The sequence below is a fragment of the Plantactinospora veratri genome, assembly GCF_036421995.1.
Taxonomy (GTDB): Bacteria; Actinomycetota; Actinomycetes; order Mycobacteriales; family Micromonosporaceae; genus Plantactinospora; species Plantactinospora veratri.
Genome location: NZ_JAZGQL010000005.1, coordinates 582733 through 595068 on the forward strand (window position 1 = coordinate 582733; position 12336 = coordinate 595068).

Genomic DNA, 12336 nt, shown 5'->3' on the forward strand with positions numbered 1-12336 from the left:
TAGCATCGGCGGCGAGGCGGAGCCAAGCCAGGAGGACGACCACCGTGCACGTACCACCGATTCCCAGCCTGACCGCCGCCGACCCGGAGTTGGCGACGCTGATCGAGTCCGAGGCGACCCGGCAGCACGACAAGCTGCGGATGATCGCCTCCGAGAACTACGTCTCGACCGCCGTACTCGAGGCCAGCGGCACGGTGCTGACCAACAAATACTCCGAGGGCTATCCCGGTCGCCGCTACTACGAGGGTCAGCAGTTCATCGACCCGATCGAGACGCTCGCGGTGACCCGGGCCCGGGAACTCTTCGGGGTCGCGCACGCCAACGTGCAGCCGTACTCCGGCTCCCCGGCCAACCTCGCCGTCTACCTGGCGTTCCTCTCCCCCGGCGACACCGTGCTCGGGATGGCACTGCCGATGGGCGGCCACCTGACGCACGGCTGGTCGGTCTCGGCCACCGGCAAGTGGTTCAACCCGGTCCGCTACGGCGTGTCCGCGGAGACCGGCCGGATCGACCTCGACGAGGTCCGCGACCTGGCCCGGCGGGAGCGCCCCAAGCTGATCTTCTGCGGGGGCACCGCCGTGCCGCGCACCATCGACTTCGCCGGCTTCGCCGAGATCGCCCGCGAGGTCGGTGCGGTGCTGGTCGCCGACATCGCGCACATCGCCGGGCTGGTCGCCGGTGGCGCCCACCCGTCACCGGTCGGGCACGCCGACGTGATCACCACCACCACGCACAAGACCCTGCGCGGCCCGCGCGGCGCGATGATCATGACGACCGCCGAGCACGCCGCCGCCGTGGACAAGGCCGTCTTCCCCGGCCTCCAGGGCGGCCCGCACAACCACACCACCGCCGGCATCGCGGTCGCGTTGCGGGAGGCCGGCACCGAGGAGTTCCGCCGGTACGCCCACCAGGTCGTCGCCAACGCCAAAGCACTGGCGGCGGCGCTGGTCGAGCGGGGCTTCACCCTCTCCTCCGGCGGCACCGACAACCACCTGATCCTCGCCGACCTGACCGGCAAGGGCATCGCCGGCAAGCCGGCCGCGCAGGCGCTGGACCGGGCCGGCATCGAACTCAACTACAACACCGTGCCGTACGACCCGCGCAAGCCGTTCGACCCCTCCGGCATCCGGCTCGGCACCCCGGCGCTCACTACCCGGGGCCTGACCGAGGAGCAGATGCCGCAGGTGGCGGCCTGGATGGACGAGGCGGTCAGCGCGGCGATCAAGGACGACGAGGCCGCCCTCGACCGGATCGCCGGTGAGGTACGCGACCTGCTGGCGGCGTACCCGATGCCGGGTTACGCGGCCGGCTGACCGGTCGGTCGCCGCTGACCGGTCGGCCCGTCAGCGGGACGGGCTCGGAAACTCCTCCAGGTACGCCTCGACCCGCTCAGCCGGAGCGGGTCGGGACAGTGCGTACCCCTGGCCGAGCTTGCAGCCCGCCCTGCGGGCCTGCTCGACCTGCCCCGGCGACTCCAAGCCCTCGGCGATGATCTCCAACCCGAACCTCTTGCCGAGACTGACCAGTACGTCGATGAAGGGCTTGCTCTCGCCCTCCCGGGTGCCGCCCTCGGTGACCAGGGTCCGGTCGACCTTGAGGAAGTCGACCGGCAGCCGGCGAAGCTGCGCCAGCGACGCCTGCCCGCTGCCGAAGTCGTCCAACGCGGTCCGTACCCCCAGCGCCCGCAACCCGGCGAGCTGGGTCACCACCGCCGGCACGTCCACCCCGCCCCGGGGTTCCGCGATCTCCAGCACCAGCCGGTCCGGCTCGATCCTGTGCTCGGCCAGCGAGGTGCTCACCCAGCGGACGAACTCGGGGGCGGTCAGCTCCCGGGACGAGATGTTGACCGACATCCAGAGCCGTCGGGGCCGCTGCGACCAGGCGGCCAACTGCCGGCAGGCGGTGTCCAGCACCCAACGGCCCAGCTCCTCGACCAGCATCAGGTCCTCGGCCACCGGCAGGAGTTCGGCCGGCAGCACCGTGCCGAGCGCCGGGTTCCGCCAGCGCAGCAGCGCCTCGGTCCCGACCGGCTGCTGGTCGTCGAGGTCGAGTACCGGCTGGTAGACCAGGTCCAGCTCGCCCCGCTGCACCGCACCCGGCAACTCGCGCTCCAGGTCGAGCCGCCGGGTGAACTGCTCCTCCAGTTCGTCGTCGTACCACTCGACGCGGTTGCGGCCGAGCTGCCGGGCCCGCAGCCGGGCCAGGTCCGCCCGGCGGAGTACGTCGTCGACACCGTCCCCGCCGGAGAGGTCGGCCAGGCCGATGCTGGCGCCGAGGTGCAGCACCGCGCCGGGCATCGGGTACGGAGCGGTCAACGCGGTCAGCAGCCGGGTCCCCATCGCGTACGCCAGCACCGGCCGGTCCACCGTCACCACCGCGAACTCGTCACCGCCCAGCCGGGCCACCACGTCGGCGGCACCGACCCCGGTCTTGAGCCGCCGGCCCGCCTCGGCGAGTACGGCGTCACCCATCTGCCGCCCGTGCGAGTCGTTGATCCCGGACATGCCGTGCAGGTCGATCACCAGCAGCGCGCCGGTGTGCCCCGGCACCGCCCGCTGGGTCACGATGGTCCGCATCAGTTCCCGGCGGTTGGCCAGCCCGGTGAGTTCGTCGGTGAAGGCCAACTCGTTGAGCTTGCGCTCCAGCCGCTGCCGTTCGCTGACGTCCCGGACGTGCACCACCAGGGCGGCCACCTCGGGCACGGCCCGCTGGTCGCTGACGGTGGACTCGGTGTCCCGCCAGGCCCCGTGCCCGTCCAGCAGCCGGGCGGTGACCAGTTGCGGGCGGCCGGTCGGCACGTCACGGCCGGCGAGCACGTCGGTGAGCACCTGGGTGACGTCGGCGGCGTCGTCCGGATGCATCAGGTTGGGAAACGCCCGGCCCCGCACGTCGGCGTCGGAGAGCCCGAAGAGCCGGGCCGCCGCCGGCGACTGCCAGCGGATGAGCAGATCCTCGCCGACGATCATCGTCAGGTCGTTGGCCCCGGAGACCAGCGAACGGAAGTGCGCCTCCTGCTCGACCAGCCGCTTGGCGTACCGGCGGATGTCCAGCATCACCAGCACCTCCCGGACCACCAGGGTCGGGATCACGGCCAGGCCCAGCAGGATCGAGGTGGAGTCGAAGTGGCCGACGGTGGCCAGGTGCCAGAGTGCGGAGAGCGTCGCCAGGATCGCCGGGATCGTCAGCAGCGGATAGGCGGTCAGGGTGGTCTGCGGCTCGGTCGGCGCGCCGTTCGGCTGGGCCACCGGATTGGCCCGCCGGGCACCGGCGGCGATCAGCGCCGGGCCGGCGACCAGCGAGATGGCGACCAGCGGCAGCGCGGTCACCGGCGCGCCGTAGGCGATCAGCGCCGCGATCAGCGAGTGCCCGAAGAGCGCGAGTCCGGCGCCGATCCCGCAGAGTGCGGCGGAGCGCCGGTGCTCGTACGCCCGCAGTGTGGTGATGGTGACCACCGGCAGGCCGACGACGGCGAAGAGCGCCGCGACCATGGCGAGCGGCGGCAGTTCGCGGGGCGGGATCACCCAGGCGGAGAAGGCGAGACTGATGCCGAGGCTCAGCCCGTCGAAGGCACGACGCAGCCGTACCGGGACCGTGCTCGCGGCGCCGGGCAGCATCATCATGCCGAGCAGGTAGAGGGCGAACGCCACCACCAGCCCGCCGAGTGCCACCGTCGACCGGGCGCCGGGCGGCGTCAGGAAGAGGGCGAACGCGGAGAGCGCGCTGGCGACCAGGCCGAAGCCGAGGAATCCGGCGCCCCGGCACGGGCCGAAGCCCGTGCTGCCCCGGTGCAGTCGGATCGCCAGCCGGACCAGCCGGGCGGCGGCGACGGCGGCGACCATGCCCACGGCTGCGGCGACGGTGGCGTAGGGCGGCAGCGCGCCGACGTGAGCGGCGAGCAGGGCGCCTACGGCGAGAACTGGGGCACCGCTCTCGGTGACCCGGACGACGAGCCGGCGGGCTCGGCCGTCCGCGATGTGCGCCACGAACATGGCGGGATGCCTTCGCAGAGGGGGCACGGACGTGGTGCAGGTCAGGTCCGGTCCGACCGAACGGCCGAAACCAGTCCTATCAACCCCCAACGATCGGCAGGGGGCATGGTTACGTATCGAACCCTTTTCGACCTTCCCTTGCGGTCCGTCCCGGTCGCGGTTGTCGGCCGGGGCGGGTACGCCGGGCTGCCCAGGTTGAAGAGGATCAATGGTAGGGGTCTCCCACTCCGGGTTGCTCGGGAAATCTTCCCTCAGCCGGTCAAGCCCGCTCCACCCCGGCTCGGCCAGCGGTGCCGGCCACCCGGCCGACCCCACTCGGCCCGGCCGGCCGAGGCCCACGCCCGACCCGGCGGGCCGGGGTGCGAAAATCGCCGGGTGGGTAAGACCGGCACACTCCGCTTCCGGCACAGCCAGGCAATCTGGGTGGCCGCGCTCATCGCGTTCCTCGGCGCCCTTCCGCTGGCCAGCGCCCGCTGGTATCTGACCCCGCTGCTGCTCGTGCCGATCGCGGTCGGCGTCTGGGCCTGGCGGGCCGGCACCGACGCCGACCGTGCCGGGGTACGGATCCGGGCACTGCTCGGCCAGCGCAGCATCGCCTGGTCGGAGATCGTGGAGCTGGCGTCGGACCCGCGCGGCCAGGCGGTGGTACGGCTCCGGGACGGCCGGACGACGGCGCTGCCCGCGGTCCGGGCCACGGACCTGCCCGGCCTGGTCGCCGCCAGCGGGCGGCCGCTCGGCGAGCCCCGCCCCGCCCCGGACCAGCCCGCCGGCTGACTCCCGGCCGGCCTTCCCGCCGGCCTCGGAGCTTCCGGCTCAGTAGCCGTCGACCACCTCGTTGATCAGCGGAGTTCCGGCCACGAACCGGCGCAACTGCTCGCCGGCCAGCCGGTAGCCACGGGGCAGCAGCCCGCGTACCGAGCCGCCGACGTGCGGGGTGAGCAGCACGTTGGGCAGGTCCCAGAGCGGGTGCCCGGACGGCAGCGGCTCGGGCTCGGTGACGTCCAGCGCCGCCGAGATCCGGCCGCTCGTCAGCTCGGCGACCAGGGCGTCGGTGTCGACCACCGGTCCACGGGCGGCGTTGACCAGCAGGGCACCGTCCGGCATCGCGGCGAGGAACCCGGCGTCGACCAGCCCACGGGTGGCCTCGGTGAGCGGCACCAGCAGCACCACCACGTCCGCCTCGGGCAGCAGGGCCGGCAGGTCGTCGACGCCGTACACCCCCTCGGCGGGGCGGGCGGTCCGGGCGACCATGGTCAGGCTCACCTCGAACGGCGCCAGCCGGGCCCGGGTGGCCGCCCCGATCGAACCCGCGCCGACGATGAGTACCCGCTTGCCGGCCAGCTCGTCGGTGGGGTTGACCTGGTCGTACGACCACTCGTGGCGGGCCTGGGCGCGGGCGAAGAACGGAAACGACCGCAGGTACGACAGGATCGCCGTGACCACCCACTCGGCGGTGGACGAGTCGTGTACGCCCCGCGCGTCGCAGAGGGTGACGTGCTCGGGCAGCCGGCCGGCCCAGGTGTCCGCCCCCGCCGAGAGCAACTGCACCACCCGCAGGTCGGGCAGCTTGGCCGCGATCGGCACCGCAGCGGCCTGGGCGAGGAACGGCGGCACCCAGAACCGGACTCCGGCCGGATCCGAGGGGAGCCGGTCCGGCGCCGGGGCGATCTCCACGGTGACGCCGTCGGGGATCTCGCCAAGCAGTTCCAGACCTTCGGGATGGGGAATCCACACCTTCACGGACGCCGACGATAGTCCTCGGCGGCCGGGTACCGACGGTCGCCCTCGCGGGCCGCGGCCTGCCGGCGCCCGGCGGCCGGGTCGTCGCGCCGGCTCAGCGCAGCGGCAGGCCGACCGGCCCGGCGGGCTGGTAGACGTGGTGTCCGGCCACGGTGGTGACGGTGACCGGCAGGCCGCCCTCGCGCAGGTTTGCCCGGACCGCGTTGTCCAGCGCGGACCGCTCGGCGAGCACGAACGCCGGCCGGTCCGCCTCGGCGACGAGTTCCGGGTAGCGGGGGTGGCGGTCCCAGCCGGGCCGCAGGTCGGCGCCGAGCACGCCGCAGACGATCCGTTCCCGGCTGAGGAAGATGATGTCGTAGCAGGTCCAGTAGTCGGTGTAGACCCGGTGTACGCCCAGCCGGTCGAGCCCGGCGACCAGGTCCCGGCGCTGTGCGGCCTTCCGGGCCAGCTCAGGGCTGGCCGCGACCAGGGCGGCGCTGGCCAGCAGCATGCTGGCGGTGAGCCCGGCGAGCGGAGCCGCCGCCGCCAGCCGGACGACCGCCACCCTCCGGGGCCGGCCCGGGACGGTGCCGGGCGGCCGGGCCAGCACCGACCAGAGCGGCCAGAGCACGGCCGGAGTCGAGATCAGCAGTACCGAGAGGTAGCGGGCGCTCTCCACCGGCGTCCTCGCGGCGGCACCGCTGCCGGCGTACGCCAGCAGGGTCAGCGCCGCAGCGCCGAGCAGGGCGAGCCGGCCGGCCTGCCGGACCCGGTCCGCCCGGTCGGTGGCCCGGCGCAGCGCCCGCCAGGCCAGCCCGGCGGCGACGGCCAGCAACACCGGATAGATGACTCCCCAGCCCAACTGCCAGGTCCCGCACCGGCCGGGTGGGCAGAGCCCGGTGCCCATCGGCAGTCCGAACAGGACACCGCCGTAGAGCCGCTCCGGCCAGGAACCGGCGCCGCCGCCGAGTGCGGCGTAGACGGCCAGCGAGCGGTCCGCGGGCGCGGCGGTCAGGTTGTGCGCCACGATCGGGACGAGTCCGACCGCCAGCCCGGCGCCGAACGCCAGCCCGGCCCGGCCGGCCAGCGCCCGCCACCGGAACCCGAGCAGTACCGCGGCTGCCGCGCCGACGTACGGCAGGATCAGCCAGTCGTCCCAGAGGGTGAGTCCGGCGACCAGCCCGAAACCCGCGTACGACGCAGCGGGCCGGCGGACGACGCCGAGGCCCAGGTTGACCGCCAGCAGTACCAGCAGCGCGCCGGCCGGGTTCATCTCCGGATAGCCGCCACCCGCGATGAGCTGGTTCTTCACGATCCGGTCCGAGCCGAGGGCGAGCAGGCCGACGGTGGCCGCCGCCAGCCACGGGGTGTGGAGCCGGCGGGTGAGCTGCCACATCAGCGCCAGGAAGGCGGCGTAGAGCAGCAGGTTGGGCAGCCGCAGTACCAGGGTGGAGGAGCCGAGTACCGCGAAGAGCGGCGCGGCGAGATAGGACTCAAGGGCCCCCATGTAGTACTGGCCGTAGAAGAAGAGCGGGAACTCCCGCCCCTGCGCCACGTGCCGCGCCACCAGCCCGGTGACCGCCTCGTCGCTGTTGCCGGGCGGCACCTCGGCGAGCAGCAGCGCCAGCCGGTAGCCGACCCCGAGTACGCCGAATGCGGCGGCGACGTGCCCCGGAGTGGGTCGCCACCGGGCGGAGCGGGGTGGCGACCCGGTCAGTTCCGGCGAGGTGGCGAGCGCCATGCCGGGGAGTCTCGCACGGCCGGACCGGCGAACCGCCCGGTGACATGCCCGACTCCTCCTCGGCACCCTTCGTCCTCGTGCCCCTCCTCGGCACCATTCGTCCTCGTGCCCTACCGGGACTCCTCGTGCCCTCCCGGGAACCCTTCCCGGACGGCACGACTCGTCCCGCTGACGGCCGCCGAACCCGGCGTCCGGCCGGGACGACCCGCCGGCGGCGACCACGCCGGCCGGCGCCGGCGAGCAGCGACGACTCCGGAAGACCGGTGGAATGATCGAGCGAACCGACGGCACACGGTGGGATCGGACTACGCTGGTCCGGGTGAGCGCTCGCCCGTACCCCAGACTCAGCCGTCGGCGCGCGGCGGTCGCGCTCTGTGCGGCGGCCGTGCTCGTCACGAGTGGTTGTGCCTTCGGCGAGCCGGAACCGGACCCGGCCGGCGAACCGCCGAAGTTCCCCACCCCCTCCGTCTCGCCCAGCCAGAACGGGGCCGGGCAGCAGGTCGCGGCCACGGTACTGGCCAGCAGGTTGCAGATCCCGTGGGGGATCGCGTTCCTGCCCGACGGCGGCGCGCTGGTGACCGAACGGGACACCGCCAAGATCCTGAAGGTCGGGCCGGAGTCCGACACGAACGGCCTCAAGGTCAGCACCGTGCAGACGCTCGACGAGGTCGACGCGGCCGGCGAGGGCGGCCTGCTCGGAATCGCCGTCTCCCCGGCCTACCAGCGGGACAAGTCGGTCTTCGTCTACTACTCGACCGCCGAGGACAACCGGATCGCCAAGCTGACCCTCGGGGGCGAGCCGACGCCGATCGTCACCGGCATCCCGCTCTCCGGCATCCACAACGGCGGGCGTCTCGGCTTCGGTCCGGACGGATTCCTCTACGCCACCACCGGGGACGCCTCGGAACGCGGCCTCTCCCAGGACCTCAGGAGCCTCGGCGGCAAGATCCTCCGGATGACCCCCGCCGGCAAGCCGGCCCCGGGCAACCCCTTCCCGAACTCGCTGGTCTGGTCGTACGGGCACCGCAACGTGCAGGGCATCGCCTGGGATGCCGACAAACGGCTCTACGCCACCGAGTTCGGGCAGAACCAGTGGGACGAGATCAACCTGATCACGCCGGGCAAGAACTACGGCTGGCCCGAGGTCGAGGGGCGGGGCGGCAGCGGCGCCGATGCCGAGAAGTACACCGATCCGCTGGTCACCTGGACCACCGCCGAGGCGTCCTGTTCCGGGGCGGCGATGATCGACCGGGTCTTCGTGGCCGCCTGTCTGCGGGGCGAGCGGCTCTGGTTGGTGGAACTCACCGGGAACGGCACCGTGTTGGGCCAGCCCCGCCCGCTGCTCGTCGGCGAGTACGGCCGGCTCCGCACCGCGGTCGCCGCACCGGACGGCTCGTTGTGGATCTCCACCTCCAACCACGACGGCAAGCGCGACCCCGCCCCCGAGGACGACCGGATCTTCCGGCTGGTCTTCTCCGGCGGTACCGCCGGCCGGAGCTGACGCTTCCGGCGGCGAGCCGGACCGGGCGGAGGGCTGGTGAGTTGGCTCATACCCGCGGTGGAAATGGCGCGGCACCTGCGGCGGGTTTCGAAGATGTCGCTTTGGGCAGGTGATGATGGAGCATGGACAGGCGGAGGAATGACACCCGAGCCGCCGGGGGCAGGACGCCTCCGGCGGCTCGCCGTGTGCTGGGCTGGTCGCGTACCGCCGTACGGGGCTGCCGCGCCGTCCTGACCTCGAAACCGAGCCGTCGGGCCGGACTGGCCCTGTCGATCATCGGCGTCACGCTGGTCGGGATCGTGGTCGGCACCCTGCTCGGTGGGCGGATGCAGACCGACATCGGGCCCTTCCGGGCGGAGATGGCGATCACGCCCTCGGTCGAGGGCGGCACCACCGTCACCATCCCGCCGCTCGGCGCGCTCCAGCTCAGCAGCCATGCCGGCCCCGCACACCTCTCCGTCCGGCTCGGCTCGCTCGACCAGCGCCGCACCGAGGCACTGATCGACGATCCGGCCAACATCAGCCGGGCCAGCCAGACGGCGGTCAGCGACGTGACCAACGGGGTGATCCGGGTCGGGGTACGCACCGTCGCGGTCTCCGTACTGGCCACCATGATCCTGGCGGCGCTGGTCTTCCGGCGTACCCGCCGGGTGGCCTGGGCCGGCGGGCTGGCGATGGTGGTCACCGGCGGCAGCCTGGGCATCGCCGCGCTGACCTTCCGGCCGGACTCGATCGAGGAACCCCGCTACGAGGGTTTGCTGGTCAACGCCCCGGCGATCGTCGGCGACGCCCGGCGGATCGCCAACGACTACGGCCGGTACGCCGACCAGCTCCAGCGGATGGTCGGCAACGTCAGCCAGCTCTACACCACGGTCTCGACCCTGCCGGTCTTCGAGCAGGCACAGGGCACCGTACGCGTGCTGCACGTCTCGGACCTGCACCTGAACCCGACCGCCTGGCAGGTGGTCCGGACGGTCGTCGAGCAGTTCAAGATCGACGTGGTGATCGACACCGGGGACATGACCGACTGGGGCAGTGAGCCGGAGGCGTCCTTCGTCGGCTCCATCGGCCTGCTGAAGGTCCCGTACGTCTTCATCCGCGGCAACCACGACTCGCCGGCCACCGCCGCGGCCGTCAGCCGGCAACGGAACGCGATCGTGCTGGACAACGCCATCGTGCCCGTCGCCGGGTTGACCATCGCCGGCATCGGGGACCCCCGGTTCACCCCGGACAAGGAGACCTCGCCGGCCGGCTCGGGCGCCCTGCCGCAGACGGTCGACCAGGTGGCCGGCGCCGGTGAGCAGCTCGCCGCGACCATCCGGGCCTACAACAGGCCGGTCGACATCGCCCTGGTGCACGACCCGGCGTCGGCCGACGCGCTCTCCGGCGTCGTACCGCTGGTGCTGGCCGGGCACACCCACCACCGGGAGGTGCGGGAGCTGCCACAGGTGCCGGACGCGATGCCGACCCAGCTACAGGTGCAGGGTTCCACCGGCGGGGCGGGGCTGCGCGGCCTGGAGGGCGACAAGCCGACACCACTGGCGATGTCCGTGCTCTATTTCAACGAGCAGCGGGCGCTCCAGGCGTACGACGACATCCTGCTCGGCGGCACCGGCGAGGCGCAGGTCAACCTGGAACGGCACGTCGTGAAGGAGCCGGAGCCACCGGTGCCCGCCACCCCGACCCCCGGTACGCCGACCCCCGGTACGCCAACCCCGGCCAGCCCGGTCCCGCCGGCCGGCGCCCCGCCACCCGACCCCACCCCCACCGGCTGACCCGCCGGGCGCTGCGAGCGCCGGATGTGGGGTAAGGAAGGGCCCCCGCTTATCGTTTTCTGTTGTAGCGGGGGCCCTTCCTCACACCTCAGCCCTCGACGCCGAGGCGGGACAGGATCAGCGAGCGGACGGTCTTGGCGTCCGCACCCCGGGTGCTCTTCATGACGGCCCCGACCAGGGCGCCGGCCGCGGCCACCTTGCCGTCCCGCACCTTGGCCGCGATCTCCGGGTTGGCCGCGATCGCCTCGTCCACGGCGGCCGTCAACGCCCCGGTGTCGGAGACCACCTCCAGGCCACGGGCCGCCATGATCTCGCTCGGCGAGCCCTCACCGGCCACCACGCCCTCCAGCACGGTACGGGCCAGCTTGTCGTTGAGCTTCCCCGCGTCGACCAGCTTCTGCAGCTCCGCCACCTGGGCCGGGGTGGCGCCGACGGCGGCCAGCTCGACGCCGGCCTCGTTGGCCCGCCGGGACAGCTCGCCGAGCCACCACTTCCGGGCACCGGCCGGGGTGGTGCCGGCGGCCACGGTCTGCTCGATCAGTTCGACCGCTCCGGCGTTCAGCACCGACTGCATGTCGTGGTCGTTCAGCCCCCACTCCTGCTGCAACCGCCGCCGGTGCACCCGGGGCAGCTCCGGAAGGCCCGCCTTCAGCTCGGCGACCCAGGCCGGGTCCGGGGCCAGCGGCACCAGGTCCGGCTCGGGGAAGTAGCGGTAGTCGGTGGCGGTCTCCTTGGACCGGCCCGGCGTGGTGTCGCCGGTGTCCTCGTGGAAGTGCCGGGTCTCCTGCACGATCCGACCACCGCTGTCGAGTACGGCCGCCTGGCGCAGCATCTCCGAGCGGACCGCCCGCTCGACCGAACGCAGCGAGTTGACGTTCTTGGTCTCGGTCCGGGTGCCCCACTCGGCGGAGCCGGCCGGCGACAGCGACGTGTTCACGTCGCAGCGCAGTGAGCCCTCCTCCATCCGGACGTCGGAGACGCCCAGCGAGCGGATCACGTCCCGCAGCTCGGTGACGTACGCCCGGGCCACGATCGGGGCCTTGGCGCCGGTACCCGGAATCGGCTTGGTGACGATCTCGACCAGCGGGATGCCGGCCCGGTTGTAGTCGACCAGCGACTCGGTCGCGCCGTGGATCCGCCCGGTGGCACCGCCGACGTGCAGCGTCTTGCCGGTGTCCTCCTCCAGGTGCACCCGCTCGATGCCGATCCGGACCATTTCCCCGTCGACCTCGACGTCGAGCCAGCCGTCCACGCAGAGCGGCTCGTCGTACTGGCTGATCTGGTAGTTCTTCGGCATGTCCGGGTAGAAGTAGTTCTTCCGGGCGAACCGGCTCCACGGCGCGATCGAGCAGTTCAGCGCGAGGCCGATCCGGATGGTCGCCTCGATCGCGGCCTTGTTCGCCACCGGCAGCGAGCCGGGCAGCCCGAGGCAGACCGGGCAGACCCGGGTGTTCGGCTCGCCACCGAAGTCGGTCGGACAGCCGCAGAACATCTTGGTCTTCGTGCCCAGCTCGACGTGGGTCTCCAGGCCGATCACCGGGGCATAGCGCTCGACGACGTCGTCGTACGAGGGCAGGACGGTCGTGCTCATCAAGACTCCAGCTCTCGGGC

General features: G+C 72.9%; 8 protein-coding genes. 4 read left to right on the top strand and 4 right to left on the bottom strand.

Annotated elements, in window-relative coordinates; translation table 11 throughout:
• Window positions 1-44 precede the first annotated feature (44 nt).
• Window positions 45-1313, top strand: a complete 1269-nt coding sequence (locus V1634_RS08795; RefSeq protein ID WP_331207237.1) for a serine hydroxymethyltransferase — start codon at window positions 45-47, stop codon at window positions 1311-1313.
• A gap of 30 nt (window positions 1314-1343) precedes the next feature.
• Here V1634_RS08795 and V1634_RS08800 read toward each other — a convergent pair whose 3' ends face one another.
• Complete coding sequence (locus V1634_RS08800; RefSeq protein WP_331207238.1) at window positions 1344-3989, bottom strand: putative bifunctional diguanylate cyclase/phosphodiesterase; 2646 nt, start codon at window positions 3987-3989, stop codon at window positions 1344-1346.
• Window positions 3990-4364: 375 nt separating this feature from the next.
• On the opposite strand from V1634_RS08800, the gene V1634_RS08805 reads away from it, so the two are divergent.
• Complete coding sequence (locus tag V1634_RS08805; RefSeq protein WP_331207239.1) at window positions 4365-4763, top strand: PH domain-containing protein; 399 nt, start codon at window positions 4365-4367, stop codon at window positions 4761-4763.
• Window positions 4764-4802: 39 nt separating this feature from the next.
• On the opposite strand, the gene V1634_RS08810 is transcribed toward V1634_RS08805, so the two are convergent.
• Together V1634_RS08810 and V1634_RS08815 are read right to left on the bottom strand one after the other, a co-directional pair.
• Entirely contained in the window at window positions 4803-5729 is a 927-nt protein-coding gene (locus V1634_RS08810; RefSeq protein ID WP_331207240.1) for a 2-hydroxyacid dehydrogenase, read from the bottom strand.
• A gap of 94 nt (window positions 5730-5823) precedes the next feature.
• On the bottom strand, window positions 5824-7449 hold the full coding sequence (locus tag V1634_RS08815; protein WP_331207241.1) for a hypothetical protein: 1626 nt from the start codon (window positions 7447-7449) through the stop codon (window positions 5824-5826).
• A 319-nt stretch (window positions 7450-7768) separates the two neighbouring features.
• Between V1634_RS08815 and V1634_RS08820 the strand changes: the two genes are divergently transcribed.
• Together V1634_RS08820 and V1634_RS08825 are read left to right on the top strand one after the other, a co-directional pair.
• Complete coding sequence (locus V1634_RS08820) at window positions 7769-8950, top strand: PQQ-dependent sugar dehydrogenase (RefSeq protein ID WP_331207242.1); 1182 nt, start codon at window positions 7769-7771, stop codon at window positions 8948-8950.
• Between the two features lie 122 nt (window positions 8951-9072).
• Window positions 9073-10725 (top strand): metallophosphoesterase family protein, encoded by a 1653-nt coding sequence (locus V1634_RS08825; protein WP_331207243.1) that lies wholly within the window; start codon window positions 9073-9075, stop codon window positions 10723-10725.
• An 88-nt stretch (window positions 10726-10813) separates the two neighbouring features.
• Here V1634_RS08825 and gatB read toward each other — a convergent pair whose 3' ends face one another.
• Entirely contained in the window at window positions 10814-12316 is a 1503-nt protein-coding gene (gatB, locus tag V1634_RS08830) for an Asp-tRNA(Asn)/Glu-tRNA(Gln) amidotransferase subunit GatB (RefSeq protein ID WP_331207244.1), read from the bottom strand.
• Between the last annotated feature and the right edge of the window lie 20 nt (window positions 12317-12336).

What these genes read in the sequence shown, in the direction of transcription:
- V1634_RS08800 (WP_331207238.1), bottom strand. Translation starts at nt 3,989, where the DNA reads ATGTTCGTGGCGCACATCGCGGACGGCCGAGCCCGCCGGCTCGTCGTC.
- V1634_RS08815 (WP_331207241.1), bottom strand. Translation starts at nt 7,449, where the DNA reads ATGGCGCTCGCCACCTCGCCGGAACTGACCGGGTCGCCACCCCGCTCC.
- V1634_RS08825 (WP_331207243.1), top strand. Translation starts at nt 9,073, where the DNA reads ATGGACAGGCGGAGGAATGACACCCGAGCCGCCGGGGGCAGGACGCCT.
- gatB (WP_331207244.1), bottom strand. Translation starts at nt 12,316, where the DNA reads ATGAGCACGACCGTCCTGCCCTCGTACGACGACGTCGTCGAGCGCTAT.